Consider the following 18,105-nt stretch of genomic DNA (forward strand, 5'->3'; position numbering starts at 1 on the left):
GTCTTATTTGACGTCAACGCCGCATAACAAGGTTCCGACATGAACTGGATCACAAACTACGTCCGCCCCCGGATCAATTCGATCTTCTCGCGCCGCGAGGTGCCCGAAAACCTTTGGCACAAGTGCGACGAATGCGGCACGATGCTGTTTCACCGCGAGTTGGCAGAGAACCAGAATGTATGCACCCAGTGCGATCACCACATGGCGATCACACCGCGTGACCGGTTCACGCACCTGTTTGACGGCGGTATTTTCACCGAGGTCGAGGTGCCCGCACCCAAAGACGACCCGCTGCAATTCCGTGATCAAAAGAAATACCCTGACCGCATGAAAGCGGCCCAGAAAAAGACCGGCGAAAAAGAGGCGATGTTGGTCGCCGCCGGTGAAATCGGTCGCACGCCGATCATTGCCGCCGCGCAGGATTTCTCGTTTATGGGCGGATCGATGGGTATGTACGTGGGCAATGCCATCATCGCTGCCGCGCAAGAGGCGGTAAAGCTCAAGCGCCCGCTGATCCTGTTTTCGGCTGCCGGTGGCGCACGGATGCAGGAAGGTATCCTCAGCCTGATGCAGATGCCGCGTACTACTGTGGCGGTTGAGATGCTGAAAGAGGCAAACCTGCCCTACATCGTCGTGCTGACCCACCCCACCACCGGTGGCGTGACTGCGTCTTACGCAATGCTGGGTGACGTGCATATTTCGGAACCCAATGCGCTGATCTGTTTCGCTGGTCCCCGCGTGATCGAGCAAACCATCCGCGAAAAGCTGCCCGAAGGGTTCCAGCGCGCCGAATACCTGCTGGACCACGGCATGCTGGACCGCGTGACCAAACGCACCGAGATGCGCGAAGAGCTGATCACCATCACTCGCATGCTGATGAACCAGCCCCCGGCGGTCAAAGGCGACCTGCCTGCGCCCGAGCCCGAAGACGCCCCTGTCGATGCACCCGCCGAGGACGCGGCCGAGAAATGACCAACCAGACCTCGGACGTCATCCTCGACCGGATGATGGCGCTTCACCCCAAGATCATCGACCTGACCTTGGATCGCGTTTGGCGTTTGCTGGCCGCACTGGACAATCCGCAAACCAAACTGCCGCCGGTGATCCACATCGCTGGTACCAATGGCAAAGGGTCGACCCAGGCGATGATCCGCGCCGGGCTTGAGGGGGCAGGGCTGTCGGCCCACGCCTATACCTCGCCGCATCTGGCGCGGTTCCACGAACGTATCCGTCTGGCCGGAGAACTGATTTCGGAACCCGCCCTGACCGAGGTGCTGGATGAATGCTACGCCGCGAATAATGGCGAAAACATCACCTATTTCGAAATCACCACCTGCGCCGCCCTGCTGGCCTTTGCCCGCACGCAGGCCGACTACACGCTGCTTGAGGTCGGGCTGGGTGGCCGTCTGGACGCCACCAATGTGATCAACGAACCTGCCGTGACGGTGATCACGCCGGTCTCAATCGACCACGAACAGTTCCTGGGCGACACGCTGGGCAAGATCGCCGCCGAAAAGGCAGGCATCATCAAACCCGGCGTGCCCTGCATCGTCGGCCCGCAGCAGGACGAGGCGCTTGAGGTCATTGAATACACCGCCGCCCGCCTTGGCGCGCCGCTGCTGATCCACGGCCAGCACTGGCACGTGCATGAGGAAAACGGACGCCTGATCTATCAGGACGAAACCGGTCTGCGCGACTTGCCGCTGCCGAACCTGCTGGGCGCACACCAGATTCAGAACGCAGGCGCTGCGCTCGCTGTTCTGCGCCACCTGAACCTTGGCGATGACGCCTATGAGGCCGCCGTGACCCGCGCCGAATGGCCCGCGCGGATGCAGCGCCTGAAAACCGGCCCGCTGGTTGATTCCGCGCCACAGGCCGAACTTTGGCTCGATGGCGGGCACAACGCCGCTGCCGGGATTGCGCTCGCTGACGTTCTGGCCAAACTGCCTGCCCGCCCGACGCATATGATCTGCGGCATGCTCAACACCAAAGATGTCACCGGCTATCTGGCCCCGCTGGCTGGGCAGGCACAAAGCCTGACCGCCGTGTCCATCCCGGGTGAGGCCGCAACCCTCAGCGCCGAAGACACCGCCGCCGCCGCGACCAAGGTCAACCTGCCCGCCACCACAGCAGACAGCGTTGCTGAGGCCCTTAAGGCCATCACCACCCAAGACCCGCAGGCCCGCGTGCTGATCTGCGGTTCACTCTATCTGGCTGGCCATATCCTGCGCGAAAACGGCTGAACAAATCCCGCGCAGCTTCATCTGTCCAAAAATATCCCGGGGGAGTCGCGCAACGCGCGGCGGGGGCAGAGCCCCCTATTTCCCCCAATCCTGATCCTGCATTTCCCGCAGGCGTGAGGCGGTGCGCTCAAACTCGAACGTCCCTTCGCCCTCAACATACAACATCTCGGGCTCCGCTGCGGCGGAACAGATCAGCCGGACCTTCGCCTCATAAAGCGCATCGATCAAAGTCACAAAGCGCTTGGCCTCGTTGAAATTGTTGCGCGACAGGCGGGGGATATCCTCCAACACCAAAACCTTCAGTTCCTCGGCAATCGCCAGATAATCCGCAGGCCCCAGCATCCGTCCGCACAGATCATAAAATGACGCCCGCGCCACCCCGTTGCGGAACGCAGGTAGTTCAACCGAGCGGCCCTTGACCTGCAGGATCAACGGCTCAGCCGCGCCACCTGACAAGTCGTTCCAGACGCTGCGCACGCTCTGCCGCGCCTCGGGACCAATCGGGGTGAAATAGACCGGTGCACCTTCCAGACGGTTTTGGCGGTAGTCGGTGGGTGAGACCAGTTCCCACACCTGAAGCTGGTCCTTGATATGCGCGATAAAGGGCAGGAACAGCTGCCGGTTCAGCCCGTCCTTATAAAGATCGTCCGGATGCCGGTTCGAGGTCGTAACAACCACAACCCCGCCTTCATACAGCAGATCGAACAATCGGCCCACGATCATCGCATCGGTGATATCGGTGATCTGCATCTCGTCAAAGGCCAGCAGTTTGACCGATTTCACGACCTCCTGCGCAACCGGGGCCAGCGCATCCTCTACCCCATCCTGACGGGCCTTGTGCATGCCTGCGTGGATCTCCTGCATGAAGGCATGAAAATGCACGCGCCGCGCGGGAATATCTTCCAGCGCATCCACGAACATATCCATCAACATGGACTTGCCACGCCCGACTCCGCCCCACAGGTACAGCCCCTTGGGCGGCGGGGGCGCTTTGCGGAACAATCCGCGTTTGACCGGAGTAGCAAGCGCTTCGCGAATACGCTCAAAATGCGGCAGCACCGCCTCTTGCGCGTCATCGCGCGTCAGGGTTCCGTCGGCAATGCGGGCATCGTAAAGCGAAATCAAATCCGTCATGGGACTGAGCCATAGCGCCCACGCTGCCCCTTGAAAAGCGGGCAGTTTTCCCGATGCATCAAATTTCCTTACGCGTGACCGCAAATCTGCTGATTTGACGCACGGCCCAAAACCCCTAACGTCCACAAGACCACCGTATCCGAGACACTCATGCCGCAAACCGCTCGCCTTCTGAACCCGATCCTGATCGTGGGATGTATCATCATCACCGTCAGCTTTGCCGTGCGCGCCTCGTTCGGGGTGTTCCAGATTCCGATTGCGGATGAGTTCGGCTGGCTGCGCACCGACTTTTCGATGGCGATTGCGATTCAGAATCTGGCCTGGGGAATTGGCCAGCCAATCTTTGGAGCGATGGCCGAAAAGATCGGGGATCGACGTGCGATTGTCCTTGGCGCCCTGATCTATGCTGCCGGGATGGTGCTGTCGGCCTGGTCCGTCACCCCGTTCGAGCATCAGATGTATGCGTGGCTGGTGGGTTTCGGTATCGCGGGGACTGGCTTTGGCGTCGTTCTGGCTGTTGTGGGTCGGGCCTCATCGGATGCAAACCGATCGATGTCACTGGCCATCGTGACAGCAGCGGGCAGCTTTGGTCAGGTTCTGGGCGCCCCTGCAGCCGAATGGATGCTAAGCTTTCTGCCCTGGCAGCAGGTTTTCATCGTGTTTGCCATTGCCATTCTGGCCCTGATCCTGACGCTGCCCTTCATGCGCGCCCCTCAGGCGGCAACAAAGGCCGAATTGCAGGAAAGCATGGGACAGATCGTCGGACGGGCTTTCCGCGACCCGTCTTATGCTTTGATCTTTTTGGGCTTTTTCAGTTGCGGTTATCAGCTGGGCTTCGTCACCGCGCACTTCCCTGCCTTTGTCACCGAGATGTGTGGCCCCATCCAGCCCGGAGGGGTACTGCATTCGATGGGCATCACCACGACGTCTGCCCTGGGGGCCATGTCTATATCGCTGATCGGACTGGCAAATATCGGTGGTACGCTGCTGGCTGGCTGGGCTGGCAATCACTTTCCCAAGAAATACCTGCTGGCGGCGGTCTATACCGCCCGTACATTGGCTGCGGCGGTGTTTATCGTCTTCCCGATCACGCCGATCTCGGTCATTGCCTTCTCACTGGTGATGGGATCGCTCTGGCTGGCGACTGTGCCTCTGACCTCCGGTCTTGTCGCGCATCTCTATGGTTTGCGCTACATGGGCACGCTCTATGGCATCATCTTCTTCAGCCATCAGGTCGGCAGTTTTCTGGGCGTCTGGCTGGGGGGCCGCATGTATGACCAGTACGGAGATTACACGATGGTCTGGTGGATCGGCGTCGCCATCGGAGCGTTCAGCGCCATTGTTCACCTTCCCATCCGAGAAAACCGCCCGGCTATGGCCGCCGCCTAATCGCCCCGATATTTGCTGATAATGTACCGGCTGGTCATCAGATCCAGATGCGCGCCGCCGCCGTTCTTGAACAAGGTGATCGCATTGGGGTCGGGTGCGAACCTGTCCAGATCGTAATAGTCGGCCACCAGATCTTCGCGGGTGATAACGCCCTGCGCAATGGGGATCTTGATCTCGCCAATATGATCGACGGTTGAATCAAAACTGTCCATAAAGATGCGGGCCCGCTGTAGCGCAAGGTCTTCGGCTTCGCGCATATCCGGGCGATAGGCCCCGACAAGGTTCAGGTGCTGGCGGGGGCGCAGCCATTCGCCTTTGATGAAGGGCTCAGTGCTCATCGTGGCCGTTACGATGATCTCAGCGCGGTCCACCGCATCGGGCAGATCGTATTCGACGTCAATATTCCCAAGCCGCGCGGCCAGAGCCTCAGCCTTGGCGCTTGTCCGGTTCCACAAACGGATTTTGGCTTGCGGAAACCCTGCGGCAAACGCTTCGCATAGGGATTGCGCAACCGGCCCCGCACCAACGATCAGGATATTGCGGCTGTCGGGATTTGCCAGCCGAAGTGCGCCCAACAGGCTATCCCCGGCTGTCTTCCACTTGGTGACTAGGAAAAAATCCACCAAAGCTGCCAGCCGACCATCCGCGTCATCGTAAACACAGACCGACCCATCAATCAGCGGCCGCCCGGCCTGAGCGTTGCCCGGGAAAATCGTGGCGGATTTCACCGCTATCCCCAGCCCGTCAACCCATGCGGATCGGGACAGCAGCGTATCCTCACCCCGGTACAGAAACGTGTCTTCGATCTGTGCTTTGGGCCGTTGGTGACCCTCTGCAATGGCTTCGGTCAGCTCGACCCAGTCCAGATTGGCTTCGCCTTGCGCAAAAGGGATTTGCAGGACGTTCATTGCGCCTCTTCCTTCGTCAGCAACCCCTCGGACACCAGACGGTCAGCCCAGCCCTGCGGTCCTGTGAAATGATGCGTCTGCCAACCACGCGCCTGCGCGGTTTCGATATTCTCGATCCGGTCGTCCGCAAACAGCAACGCCTGAGGGGGCACGCCACAATCTGCCTCAACCATCTCATAGATCGGAACATGCGGTTTTACCGCCTTCATCCGGCCCGAGACATAATGCCGGTCAAACTCATTCAGAAACGGGTAAACGGTTGTTGCATAGTCGAAATTCTGCACCCCGAAATTTGTCAGTGCAAAGACGGGAACACCTTTGACCCGCAGCGCCCGCTGCAACCGGATCGAGTGCGGAATCTCAGGGGCGGCCAGCTCAATCCAATTGTCGTGCCACATACGGATTTCATCGCGCCACGCGGGGTATTTCTCGGCCCAATTGTAGATCGTGTCGGTGAAATGATGCCCCTGATCGACCAGATCGTTCATCCCGTGCAGGTCCACCTCATCGAACATGGCCCGGCGGCGGTCTTCGCCGATGACCTTGTCGTAATAGCGTTCCGGTTGCCATTCGATCAGAACGTTCCCGATGTCAAAAATCACAGCTTCAATTGGCATGTTACGCCCCTGTTGAATCACTTTTTCATTGCCGCCGACTGAACCAACCCCAACCCGGATTGACAAGGCGCAACCGCAGCGCGGCACGCGCTGCCCGGCCCAACGAGAGGACGCGCATCTTTGATGCGCTGACTATCGGCGGGAGGGTTACCGGCGTAGCGCGGCCCGCAATTCCCGCTCCAACGCGTCCAGAAAACGTGACCGATCCGCCTTGCCAAAAGGTTTACCGCCGCCGCCCGCGCCCAACGGGTTTGCTGCGCGCAGGTCAGCCATCAGATCACGCATGGCCAGTTGCTGACCGATATTGGCCTGCGTAAACGCCTCACCATTGGGGCGCAGCACCCGCGCGCCAGCCTCAACGCATTTGGCGGCCAGCGGAATGTCAGACGTCACCACGACATCCCCCGGACCGCAGCGTTCGGCGATCCACTTGTCAGCCTCATCAGCCCCCTCGGCCACGATCACCACCTGAACCAAAGGGTTGGCCGACGGCCGCAGCCCCCCGTTCGAGACCAGCGCCATCGGCACTTTGTGCCGTGTGGCGACCCGTTCGGCCTCGGCCTTGACGGGGCAGGCATCGCCATCGACATAGAGCGTGGTCACGCTTTCTTGGCCTCTTTCTTCACAGGTTCAGCGGGCTTTTTCTTCACCTTGAACTCTTCGGGGATCGGCATGCGGTTGAACGCATCCAGCCCGGCGATCTTGTAGGCTTCGGCCAGTGTCGGGTAGTTGAAGGTGTTCTGAACGAAGTAATCCACCGTACCTTTCAGGTTCAGCACCGCCTGCGCGATATGGATCAACTCGGTCGCGCCTTCGCCCACGATCTGCACACCCAGTACCCGGCGGGTTTTCAGCGAAAACAGCATCTTCAGCATGCCATGTTCCAACCCCATGATATGTCCGCGCGAGGTTTCGCGGAACCGCGCGACGCCGACCTCATAGGGAATCCCTCGTTCCTGTAGCTCTTCCTCGGACATGCCACAGGTTGAGATTTCGGGCACCGAATAGATGCCATAAGGATACCACGGGCTTTCCGGTAAGGTAGGGGTGTCCAGCGCATGGCAGGCCGCAACGCGCCCCTGCTGCAACGATGTAGAGGCCAGCGAGGGGTGCCCGATCACGTCGCCCGTCGCGTAAATATGTGGCACGGCGGTCTGATAGGTTTTCCGGTCCACGCTGATCCGATTGCGGTGATCGGTTTCCACCCCCACCGCCTTGAGGTTCAGCGCCGAGGTTGCGCCCATCCGACCCGCTGCAAACAGCAGCATCTCGGCCCGGACATGGCGACCGTTTTCCAATGTCACTTCGACATGCGAACCCGCGTCCTCGATCTTTTCCACCGCAGAACCCAAACGCAGGTCCACACCGTTTTCGCGGATTTGATGGGTAAAGTCGTGGATCAGGCGGCTGTCGATGAAATCCAGGAAAGTGTCGCGGGGCTCAATCAGTGTCACACGCACATCCAGCGCCGAGAACATGGTGGCGTATTCCACCCCGATCACCCCGGCACCAATCACCACCAGCGAGCGGGGAATTTCCACCATCTCAAGGAAGTCATCCCCATCCACGACGGTTTTGCCGTTAAAGGGCACATAATCCGGGCGATAGGTCTTTGTCCCGGTCGCGATCAGGAACTTGGCCGCTGTCAGACGGGTTTTGTCGCCTGCGTCGGTGGCGACCTCAACCTCATGCGGGCCGACAAACCTGGCCAGCCCGTTCAGCGTGTCCACGTGGTTACGGTTGAACTGATGCTCCAGCACATCGACTTCGTGGTCCAGCGTCATGTGCAGGCGCGCCTTGAGGTCTTCGGCGCGGATTTGGTCCTTCACCCGGTAGGATCGTCCGTAAAAGCTCCGCTCGCGCCAGCCCGACAGGTTCAGCACCGTTTCGCGCAGGGTTTTGGAGGGGATGGTGCCCGTGTGCACGGATACGCCGCCAAACCGGTCCTTGCGGTCGATCACCAGAACCCGGTGTTTGAGTTTGCCCGCCTGAATCGCGGCTGACCGACCCGACGGGCCGGAACCGATGATGATCAGGTCATAGTCGTAGTTGCTCATGCCTCAGTCTCCATACAGCGCTTCGGCGTGGAAGGTGATATGGTCTTCCATGAAGGTCGAGACGAAGAAATACGAATGGTCATAGCCGGGCTGCAGGCGATAGGTCGCCTGCTGGCGGCGCTCGGCAATGGCCTGTGCAAGCGCTTCGGGGCGCAGCAGGTCCATGAACTGGTCGCTTGCGCCTGTGTCAATCAGGATCGGCCCATCGAAACCGACCTCTTTCATCATGACCGAGGCATCATGCTTGGCCCATGCTGCCTCATCATTGCCCAGATAGGCGCTGAGCTGCTTGCGGCCCCAATCCGCCCCGGTCGGGTTCGAGATCGGCGCAAAGGCAGAAACCGAGCGATACCGGCTCGGCAGGTTCATCGCCAGCGTCAGCGCGCCATGGCCGCCCATCGAATGGCCGGTGATGGCCTGACGGTCCATGTCGATGGCAAATGTTTCGGCCAGCAGGGCGGGCAGTTCCTCGGCCACGTAGTCCCACATGTTGAAATGGGGGGCCCAGGGTGTCTGCGTTGCGTTCACGTAGAACCCGGCGCCCTGGCCCAGATCGTAGTCTTCATGATCGGCCACGCCTTCGCCGCGCGGCGAGGTGTCGGGAAAAACAACCGCGATGCCTTGCTCGGCTGCCCACGCTTGGGCTCCGGCTTTGGTCATGGCGTTTTCATGGGTGCAGGTCAGGCCGGACAGATACCACAGCACCGGAACCGGGCCATCCTTGGCCTCGGCAGGTAGGAACAGACCAAAGGTCATATCGCATTGGCAAGCTGAAGAAGCATGGCGGTACACACCCTGCACACCACCGAAACAGGCGTTTTCCGAAAGGGTTTCCATCTGGCTGAATCCTTACACTAAGTTCGAGCCATGGCTAACGCCCTCAAAGCCGCACGTAAAGTGCGGCAGCCTTCGGTAAAAGAGTATTTTGCGAAAAGGTGAAGATCAGAGCGTCGCCACCCACGCAATCACGATAGGCACGGTCAGGATGCTTGCGGCTGTGGACAGCAGGATGGCCGCCGACGCCCGATGCGGGGCCACGCCGTAATGCGCCGCCAGCATATAGACATTCCCGGCCACGGGCAGTGCGGCAGCGGCGATGGCGACAGTAGCGGCAAAGGCATCAACAGGCACCACCCATATCAGGACAACCGCGACGCAAAGCGGGTGAATGACCAGCTTGCAAAAGCTGAGCCACGCGGCGACCTTCATGCGTTCGGCAGATTTCGAAGCCAGCGAAGCGCCTATGGCGAACAGGGCACCCGGTGTGGCGGCCCCGCCCAAAATGGTCAGGAAATCGTTCAGCGGACCCGGCACTGGCACCTGAAACGCAGACCACAGCATACCGGCTGAGATTGACACGATCATCGGGTTCTTGATCAAACCCAATCCGATCAGCCGCAGGGTGGCCGGGGTCAAGCGCCCGTCGCGCCCGCCATTGATCAGGATCACGATAAGGGATGAAAACACCACCAGATCGACGGTCAGAACCAGCATCACTGGCCCAATGGCGGCCTCGGACAACAGCAGGGCCAGCATCGGCAGCCCAAGAAAGCCCACATTGCCGATGGCGGCGCATTGAGCTTCGACCGCGGAGGTGGGAATGTCCAAACCCCGCATCCAGGCCACGAATGTCGCCAGCGCATAAACCGTCGCCGTTCCCAGCAGGTAGCCGATCACCAACCGCCCGTTGAAAATCTCGGCAAAGGGCAGGGTGGCGGCAAAGCGGAACAGCATGGCCGACAGGGCAAAGAAAAACACGAATTTGGTCAGGTAGGCCGTTGCCTCTTCGGTAAAGAACCGGCTGCGCCCGGCCCAATAGCCCAGGCCGATGATCGCAAAAAACGGAAGCGTGCGTAGAAAGATATCGACCATGACCAGAGTGTTAGCATTGTTTGACAGCGCGGCAAGCCTCTTGCCAGGGCTGAACCGTGTCACAAGTCGATTGCGCAAAATTGAACAAAATTCATGGTGTTGAGGTCACGTTCGCGACGCGAATCGTTGTATCTGAACTAAACGGTTTATAGTTTCAGGGGATCAACGCATTAAGGAACACCCATGACCGAGACAGCCGCCATCCTTCGCACAGGTCGTAAATTCGATCAGGTTTTGCGCGGTGCCCGAGAGGTGTTCATGGCGGATGGGTTCGAAGGCGCCAGCGTTGATGACATCGCCCGCGCGGCAGGCGTCTCAAAGGCGACACTGTACAGCTATGTCCCCGACAAACGGCTTTTGTTCATGGAAGTCGCCCAGACCGAATGCAAACGGATGGCTGAGAACGTCATCTCGATGATCGATGATTCCAAACCCGCGCGCGAGGTTTTGACAATCACTGCAACACATCTCGCGGCGTTTCTGGTTTCGGATTTTTCACAACAGGTCTTTCGCATTTGCGTCGCAGAACGCGACCGCTTTCCAGAGCTGGGCAGCGTGTTTTTCGAAGCCGGGCCGAAGAACGGCCAGCGCCACATGGTCGAATATCTGGAAAAGGCCGTCAAAAAGGGCGAGCTGGCGATCGAAGACGTCCAGATCGCGGCCGAACAATTCTCGGAGTTGTGCAAGGTGCGCATCTGGACCAAGGCCGCGCTGGGTATTCAATCCAAGTTCGATCAGTCCGAGATCGACGAAATCGCGTTGCAGGCCGTTGATATGTTCATGGCACGCTACGGGGTTTGACCAAGATTTAGGCAAGCGCAGGGGCAGACAGGCCAAACCGGCCAATGATGTTTGACAGACGCACCGATCTGGCAAACCATCGGGCGGATGCAACTCAGGCCCTGTGACCCTTGACCAGTGTGAATACCAATTTCTCGCGGCGACTGAACGATTTGCTTGTTCAGATTTACCCTGCCCACGATCATGCAAAGCTGGCGCATCAGATCTCGGATGCCTTCTGGCCCGAGGGCTCGCACAGGCGCAAACAGGGGCGCAAGCCAGGCAATACGCTGTGGTCGGAAAAAGACAGTGTTCTGATCACCTATGGCAACTCGATCGAGGATCAGGCCCACAAGCCGCTGGACCTGTTGCATGATTTCCTGATCCGACACCTGAGCGGTGTGGTGAACGGCGTGCACATCCTGCCGTTTTTTCCGTTCACCTCGGATGACGGGTTTGCGGTGTCCGATTATTACACCGTCAGCCCGCAGCTTGGGGATTGGGCGGATATCACCCGGATCGCGGATGACTTTCACCTGATGTCCGATCTGGTCCTGAACCACGTGTCCAGTCAGGGTGCGTGGTTTACCGATTTTCTTCAGGGCAAAGCCCCATATGACAGGTTCTTTTTTCAGGCCTCGCCCGAGGATGATCTGTCAGACGTCGTGCGCCCCAGAACCACGCCTTTGCTGCGTCAGGTCGACACCAATCAGGGTGAAAAGCACGTCTGGTGCACGTTCAGCCATGACCAAGTTGATCTGGATTTCTCGAACCCCGAGGTTTTGGTTGAGATGCTGCGGATCATCCGCCTGCATATCGACAAGGGCGTGCGCATTCTGCGCTTGGATGCGGTGGCCTTTGTATGGAAAGAGATCGGCACCAATTGCATTCACCTGCCGCAGACCCATGCCATCGTGCAGCTGCTACGGTTGCTGTGCGACTACGCGACTGAAACGTTGGTGCTGCTGACGGAAACCAACGTGCCGCGCACCGAAAACCTCAGCTATTTCGGCAACCGGAACGAGGCGCATGCGGTCTACAACTTCCCCCTGCCGCCGCTGATCCTGCATGCGATGCAGTCGGGTACGGCGCAGTATCTGCGCGAATGGCAGGCCGCGATGCCACCCGCGCAGTTGGGGTGTGCCTATCTGAATTTCACCGCCAGCCATGACGGCATCGGCATGCGCCCCGCCGAAGGCTTGCTGCCCCCGGATGAAAAAGAGCGCATGATCGACACCGTGCGCCGGATCGGTGGTCTGGTGTCAATGCGCGCGCTGCCGGATGGGCGCGAAGAACCCTATGAACTGAACTGCGGGTATTTTGAGGCGATGCGCGCCACCTTCGCGGGCAAGGATCAGTATCATCTGGCGCGATTTATCTGCTCGCAAACCATCGTCATGTCGCTGGAGGGGATACCGGCCTTTTACATCCACTCGCTGCTGGCCACGCCGAACGACCATGAGGCCGTGGAACGGCGCGGCATGAACCGGGCAATCAACCGGCACCGCTGGCACTATCCCGATTTGTTGGCGCGGCTGGCCGATCCGGGCTCCAACCAGGCGCTGGTGCTGTCGGAACTGTCCAAACGTCTGCGCCTGCGCGCCCAGCAACCGGCCTTTCACCCCAACGCCACGCAATTCACGCTGCGGCTGGATGATCGCGTGTTTGGCATCTGGCGGCAGAGTCTGGATCGAAGCCAGTCTATTTTTGCCCTGCACAATGTCTCGGCCGAGCAGGTCCATGTCAGCCCCGCTGAGTTCAACATGATCGCCGAAGAAGTCTGGACCGACGCCCTGACCGGAGAGATTTTGGCCACCAACGGCCCCGACATCGTGTTGGCGCCGTATCAGTGCCGCTGGATCACGAACGCGGGGTGAATTCCTCTAAATCGTCAGACACAGCAGCCTTGAGGCGCAACAGGAATTCCGGGTCGGCGGAATGAACCCGGTTCCACGTAGGGATGAACGGGGTCTCATGCGGGTTGTCCAGAAACACTTGCCCTGCGCGGATGATGTTTTCGGCGAACAGCTCGATAGATTTTTCTTCCTTGTGCCGATCCAGTTCCAGCCCGTTCATCTTAGCATCAGTGTAGTAGCCCTCAAGCAAATCCAAAGCGGACCGGTAATAGGTCGCCTTGAGCGTGCGGAAGGTGTTGGGCGTAAAGATCGTGCCATCCGCAGCCAGTTTGCGGAAGATCGCCTTGCAGATATCGGTGGACATGCGTGACAGACCGCGGCCCGCATCCTCGGGCGACAGGTCCTGGTGTTTGTGATCGTAATTGTCGGCGATCTCGACCTGACAGACGGATTTTGGTGCCAGATTGCGCCACGCCTCGGACAGCACCCCAATCTCTAACCCCCAATCCGACGGGATGCGCAGATCGGGCAGGGTTGGTGTGCGGATGGCGAACTCGCCAGACAGCGGATAGCGAAAGCTGCGCAGGTAATCGAGGTAATCGCGATCCCCGATCACCTTTTTCAGCGCAATCAGCAGCGGGCTGACCAGCAGGCGCGTGACACGACCGTTCAGCTTTCCGTCGCCGACGCGCGGATAAAACCCCTTGGCCATCTGGAACGGGAACGTCGGGTTGACGACCGGATAAACCAGCCGATCCAGCATCTGCCGGTTGTAGGTCACGATATCGCAATCATGGATCGCCATGACCGAACTGTCGGCACAGGCCAGCAGGTAGCCGATGCAGGACCACACATTTTTGCCCTTGCCCGGCTCTTGCGGCGCTAACCCCAGCTCTTGCAACTGGGATTGCAGCTCGGTCAGTCGCGGGCTGTCATTCCAGATCACCGCGTGGTTTTGCGGCAGGTCAGCGAAAAAGCTGCGGGCGTGGCGATACTGCGCCTCATCTGCCTGATCCAAACCGATGATGACTCGGTGCAGGTAAGAGACCTGCGACAGCTCATTCAGAATACCCGCCAGCGCTGGCCCTTGCAGTTCAGAGTACAGGCAAGGCAGGATCAGGGTGATCTTGCGGGTTTGCGAAAAGACCGAGATTTCATGCGCCAGATGCTCGGCCGGTCTGCTGCGCAGATTGTGGAGGGTGGTGATGTTTCCGTTCTGATGAAAATCTGCCATGTCTTCTGCCTTTTGTCAGAGCCTCGCCGTCAGGGTCAAAATCGCCTCTGCCCAGCCCTGCGGTCCAGTTTGCGTTGTCCTGAGAATGCGCGCTTCAATCTCGGGCGGGAAAGAGGGGATTTGGGGGCCATCCGAGTTGGCAACAACCACGCCCCGATGTGCCGTCTGGATCATTTCGATGTCATTGGGCGCGTCCCCCAAGGCGATCGTGCGCATGGGATGCAAATGCATGATGACCTCAGCCATAGCATCGGCCTTGGTTTTGCCGTGCGACAGGGTCAGAAACCGCCCACCACGCCGGGCATGCAGACCCGCACGAGCGGCCTGAGCCAAAAACGCCTCCAATGCCGCGTCTGAGCCCGTCCAAAGGCCCGGTTCACTAAACTGGCGCTGACGTGCAAGAGTTGCTTGTTTTGACGGTAGACCAGTGTGTTGTGCAACATCTAGATCCGTCATATCGCCGAAACCAACAAATCCCGGCGGCAGTGTTGCGAGGGTTGATCGCACGTGCCGATATACACTGTCATCTTCGGCGCAGGCTTGGTCAGGCCACAGAATTCCGGCGCCGTTTTCGACAATCGCGGGCATGTGGGTCAGGCTCATATCCTGCTGTAGTGATCGGATTTCAGCGGCAGTCTTGCTGCTGGCCAGAACCAAACCTGCGCCCAACTCGGTCAACCGCGTCAGCCCGGGCTTGGCCGCATCCCAGCTATAGTCGTGGTGGTCCAGTAAGGTTCCGTCGAGGTCGGAGAACACCAAAAGCGGCAAGGAAGGGGCAGCGGCATTATTCATTACCCGGAAAGTAGAAAACTGCCGCTGCGCGATGTAAATCCATTGTGGCGAATTTTACATCATACCGAGCGCCCACGCCTAAAAAATAGGCACAGGCGTCGCGGCTCACTCGATGAACGTGCGGGCCAAGCGGTCGCTGATGGGCTGCGACAGATAGCTGATCACCGCACGCTCGCCTGTATTGACGAACAGATCGGCGGGCATTCCGGGCACCAGTTCCAGTGCGGCCACCTCTTGCGATTGCTCTGGGTCCAACTGAACCCGTGCCTTATAATAAGGCTCACCCGTGCGCTCGTCCTCCAGCGCGTCGGCTGAGATGTCAAAGATCCGGCCACTGGCTTCGGGCACATCCGCCTGAGCGAAAGCTGACAGGCGGATACGCGTGCTCTGACCGATGCGCAGCTTGTCGATATCGCCGGTCTTTACCCGCGCCTCGACGATCAGGGCCTGATCGGCAGGGACAATATCCATGATCGGCTCGCCCGGACGAATGACGCCGCCCTTGGTCGACACGCCCAGATTCACGACGCGCCCGCTGGTCGGGGCCAAAACCTGCGTCCGCTCAAGCCGGGCCAGCGATCCGGCGAATTGCGGGCGGATCAGGTCCAGCTGCGCCTCAACCACCGCGAGTTCGCCTGCGATGACCTCATCGCGCAGTTTCTTCTGGCTGAGCAGCGACAGCTCCAGCTCTTGCATGCGGTCCTGGGCCTGCGCGATCTGGGTCCGCAGGGACGCGTCCGACCCGCCAAGACGCTCAAGCTCAATCTGCCGGGCGCTGACCCGAGTGGCCGCCACCAGACCCTTGGCCAGCAGCGTTTCCAGATTGGCCAGCTCAGCCCGCGTGATGTCCATCTGGTTCCGGGTTGAACGCCGCTGCTCGGTCAGACCTGCGATCTGATTGCGCAGGCTGGTAATGCGCTGTTCATTGATCTGCTCTTCGGTGCGGCGGGCGCGGGCTTCGGCCTGAAACAATTGCTTTTGCGTCAGATAGGGCGACACCCAGTGCAAGCGGTTCATGCCGTCGCGGAACCCAGCCAGCGCGGTGGCCTCATCGAATTCGGCCAGCCCGCTCATCTGCGCCAGCAGGCGGGCCCGGCGCACGGAAAGCTCGCCCAGTTGGCTGCCTTGGACGCTGAGTTCTACGTCAATCTCGGTGCTGTCCAGCTGCACAACCGGCTGTCCGGCTTCAACGAATTGGCCGTCATAGACCAGAATGGCTTTGATAATCCCCCCATCCAAATGTTCGACCGTTTTGCGGTCGCCCTCGACCACGAAAGAGGCGGGTGCAACCACGGCCCCGTCCAGTTTCGACGCAAACGCCCAATAGGCGCTGCCACCGACGAAAACCGCCAAAGTGAACAGCCCGAACAGGACATAGCGCGTGATGCTGGAAGAGGTATCCGTGATCTCTTTGAGTTGGGTTTCGTGAAACCCGACGGCGTTGCGGGACGAAGCGTATTTGATCAGGTCGCTCATTGGGCCGCTCCTTGGATCTGAGTTTCGTTTGCAGGGCGCGCGGTTGGTGTGTCCAGCACGTTGCGATGGGTCACTTTCAACACGTCCTGCTTATCGCCGAACTGGGCTTGGGTGCCATTGCGCAGCACCATCACCTTGTTGGCGGCCTGCAACGTGGCCGGGCGGTGCGTCATGACAATTGCAATCGCGCCCCGTTCCTGTACAGCCAGCAGCGCATCGCGCAGGGCCTGTTCCCCTTCGGCATCCAGATCCGAATTCGGCTCATCCAGCACCAGCACGAACGGGTCGCCGTACAGCGCGCGGGCCAGAGCCAGACGCTGACGTTGCCCACCCGACAGGAAAAAGCCCTGACCGATGCGGGTTTCATAGCCATCGGGCAGGCTGCTGATTAGTTCATGCACTCCGGCCTCACGGGCGGCGCGCAGAACTTCGGTGTCGTCGATTTCCACTGAGAAACGGCCGATGTTTTCGCGAATGGTGCCGTCAAACAATTCCACATCCTGCGGCAGATAGCCGATCTGCTTGCCCAGATCCTCGGAATTCCATTTCGACATGGGGCTGCCATCCAGCAGAACTTCGCCGCGCTGCGGGTTCCAGATACCGGCCAGCATCTTGCTCAGCGTGGTCTTGCCCGACCCGCTTTGGCCAATCACCGCCAAAACATCCCCGGCCTTGAGGCTGAAATCGATCCCGCGCAACGTGGCGTTCATCGCGCGCGGCGGGGCCGCCTGTGCGATGCGGGTGTCCAGCGATTTGAATGCGCGCGGCAGATGCAGGTTGGCCGGTGCCTCGGCAAAATCTTCGGTCAGTTTCTTGATTTTGGTGTAGGAACCGCGCGCCGCCAGAAAGGTCCGCCACTGGCCGATCAACTGATCAATCGGTGCCAGAGCGCGCGCCAGAACGATGGTGGCCGCGATCATCACACCGGCGGTGGTTTCCCCGGTGATGGCCAGCGCCGCGCCAAGGCCAAGGGCGGCGGATTGCAGGCCCATTCGGATGGTCTTGGACATGACGGAAAAGCTGGCGATGCGATCTGCGGCGCGGGTTTTGTGCTGATGCGCATCCGCCTGCAAAGCCGTCCAGCGGCGCACGAGGTCGGATTTCATCCCCAGCGCCCGCACCAGTTCGGCGTTCCGGTCGCTGGTCTTGAACAACGCGTCCGAACGACTGCGGGTTTGCGTGGCCTGTTTCATCGGCTCGCGGGCACGGGCATTGTTGACCAGCGCCATGATGGTCAAGGTGATCGCCCCAACAAGGCCCAGAAGACCCAGCAACGGGTGCAGCACATAAAGCACCATCAGATAGATCGGAATCCAGGGCGCATCGAAAAACGCGGTCAGGGTTGTGCCCGAGACAAACTCGCGGAACCCATTCACATCCTCTACCAGATTTTCACCTGCTTCGTTTTCGCCTTCGACGCGACGGCGCATCGCGGCACCCAGCACAGGCGCGCCGACGGTCATCTCGAACCGGGCGGCCAGGCGGCCCAGAATGCGCATCCGCATCAAATCCAGACAGGCAACCACCACAAAAACGCCAGCCAGCAGAAGGGACAGGGCGATCAGTGTGTCGGGGTTCTGGCTGGTCAGCACACGGTCATAGACCTGCAGCATATAAAGCGGCCCGGCCAGCATCAGAAGGTTCAGAAACAGGCTGAAGACCGCAACCGCAACAAAACCTTTGCGCAGCGATCCCCAGGCGGATTTGACGGGATTGTGGTTCTGGAACATGTCTTGGGCCCTTTCCG

16 protein-coding genes are annotated in these 18,105 nt (G+C 59.8%); 5 read left to right on the forward strand and 11 right to left on the reverse strand.

Translation table 11 applies throughout. From position 1 onward, the window contains the following. Positions 1-39 precede the first annotated feature (39 nt). The gene (gene accD, locus ACRZ94_RS13745) at positions 40-972 is read left to right on the forward strand and encodes an acetyl-CoA carboxylase, carboxyltransferase subunit beta (protein ID WP_480654241.1); all 933 of its coding nucleotides are present in this window, start codon (positions 40-42) and stop codon (positions 970-972) included. Then, on the forward strand, positions 969-2,243 hold the full coding sequence (locus ACRZ94_RS13750) for a bifunctional folylpolyglutamate synthase/dihydrofolate synthase (protein WP_480654243.1): 1,275 nt from the start codon (positions 969-971) through the stop codon (positions 2,241-2,243). Before accD ends, ACRZ94_RS13750 begins: the two co-directional genes overlap by 4 nt. 75 nt (positions 2,244-2,318) lie before the next feature. Here the strand turns inward: ACRZ94_RS13750 and zapE are convergent, their stop codons facing one another. Next, positions 2,319-3,377 carry a cell division protein ZapE gene (gene zapE, locus ACRZ94_RS13755; protein WP_480654245.1) on the reverse strand — a complete coding sequence of 353 codons (1,059 nt, stop codon included), beginning with the start codon at positions 3,375-3,377 and terminating at the stop codon, positions 2,319-2,321. Positions 3,378-3,527: 150 nt separating this feature from the next. Between zapE and ACRZ94_RS13760 the strand changes: the two genes are divergently transcribed. Continuing rightward, a complete protein-coding gene (locus ACRZ94_RS13760; protein ID WP_480797568.1) occupies positions 3,528-4,766 on the forward strand; it encodes an MFS transporter in 1,239 nt (412 codons plus the stop codon). On the opposite strand, the gene ACRZ94_RS13765 is transcribed toward ACRZ94_RS13760, so the two are convergent. The 6 genes from ACRZ94_RS13765 to ACRZ94_RS13790 all read right to left on the reverse strand — a co-directional run bounded on the left by ACRZ94_RS13765 (position 4,763) and on the right by ACRZ94_RS13790 (position 10,220). After that, entirely contained in the window at positions 4,763-5,674 is a 912-nt protein-coding gene (locus ACRZ94_RS13765; protein ID WP_480797569.1) for an ornithine cyclodeaminase family protein, read from the reverse strand. The genes ACRZ94_RS13760 and ACRZ94_RS13765 overlap by 4 nt on opposite strands. Continuing rightward, the gene (locus ACRZ94_RS13770) at positions 5,671-6,291 is read right to left on the reverse strand and encodes an HAD family hydrolase (RefSeq protein ID WP_480654250.1); all 621 of its coding nucleotides are present in this window, start codon (positions 6,289-6,291) and stop codon (positions 5,671-5,673) included. The genes ACRZ94_RS13765 and ACRZ94_RS13770 overlap by 4 nt, the downstream gene beginning before the upstream one ends. A 147-nt stretch (positions 6,292-6,438) precedes the next feature. Beyond that, complete coding sequence (locus ACRZ94_RS13775) at positions 6,439-6,894, reverse strand: YaiI/YqxD family protein (RefSeq protein WP_480797570.1); 456 nt, start codon at positions 6,892-6,894, stop codon at positions 6,439-6,441. Next, the gene (gene sthA, locus ACRZ94_RS13780; protein ID WP_480797571.1) at positions 6,891-8,348 is read right to left on the reverse strand and encodes a Si-specific NAD(P)(+) transhydrogenase; all 1,458 of its coding nucleotides are present in this window, start codon (positions 8,346-8,348) and stop codon (positions 6,891-6,893) included. Before sthA ends, ACRZ94_RS13775 begins: the two co-directional genes overlap by 4 nt. 3 nt (positions 8,349-8,351) lie before the next feature. Then, entirely contained in the window at positions 8,352-9,185 is an 834-nt protein-coding gene (fghA, locus tag ACRZ94_RS13785) for an S-formylglutathione hydrolase (RefSeq protein WP_480797572.1), read from the reverse strand. A gap of 105 nt (positions 9,186-9,290) precedes the next feature. Beyond that, positions 9,291-10,220 (reverse strand): AEC family transporter, encoded by a 930-nt coding sequence (locus ACRZ94_RS13790; protein ID WP_480797573.1) that lies wholly within the window; start codon positions 10,218-10,220, stop codon positions 9,291-9,293. 183 nt (positions 10,221-10,403) lie between these two features. Between ACRZ94_RS13790 and ACRZ94_RS13795 the strand changes: the two genes are divergently transcribed. Continuing rightward, entirely contained in the window at positions 10,404-11,021 is a 618-nt protein-coding gene (locus ACRZ94_RS13795; RefSeq protein ID WP_480654260.1) for a TetR/AcrR family transcriptional regulator, read from the forward strand. 119 nt (positions 11,022-11,140) lie between these two features. After that, positions 11,141-12,877: a sugar phosphorylase gene (locus ACRZ94_RS13800; protein ID WP_480797695.1), complete on the forward strand. Its 1,737-nt coding sequence runs from the start codon at positions 11,141-11,143 to the stop codon at positions 12,875-12,877. Here ACRZ94_RS13800 and ACRZ94_RS13805 read toward each other — a convergent pair. The 4 genes from ACRZ94_RS13805 to ACRZ94_RS13820 all read right to left on the reverse strand — a co-directional run bounded on the left by ACRZ94_RS13805 (position 12,861) and on the right by ACRZ94_RS13820 (position 18,088). After that, a complete protein-coding gene (locus ACRZ94_RS13805; RefSeq protein WP_480797574.1) occupies positions 12,861-14,090 on the reverse strand; it encodes a glycosyltransferase family protein in 1,230 nt (409 codons plus the stop codon). The two genes, ACRZ94_RS13800 and ACRZ94_RS13805, sit on opposite strands and share 17 nt — an antisense overlap. A 15-nt stretch (positions 14,091-14,105) precedes the next feature. After that, positions 14,106-14,882, reverse strand: a complete 777-nt coding sequence (locus ACRZ94_RS13810) for an HAD-IIB family hydrolase (protein WP_480797575.1) — start codon at positions 14,880-14,882, stop codon at positions 14,106-14,108. Between the two features lie 105 nt (positions 14,883-14,987). Next, positions 14,988-16,358 (reverse strand): HlyD family type I secretion periplasmic adaptor subunit, encoded by a 1,371-nt coding sequence (locus tag ACRZ94_RS13815; RefSeq protein WP_480654266.1) that lies wholly within the window; start codon positions 16,356-16,358, stop codon positions 14,988-14,990. Beyond that, positions 16,355-18,088 carry a type I secretion system permease/ATPase gene (locus tag ACRZ94_RS13820; RefSeq protein WP_480797576.1) on the reverse strand — a complete coding sequence of 578 codons (1,734 nt, stop codon included), beginning with the start codon at positions 18,086-18,088 and terminating at the stop codon, positions 16,355-16,357. Before ACRZ94_RS13820 ends, ACRZ94_RS13815 begins: the two co-directional genes overlap by 4 nt. Positions 18,089-18,105: the final 17 nt, after the last annotated feature.

It is taken from the genome of Ruegeria sp. CH10, from assembly GCF_056537125.1.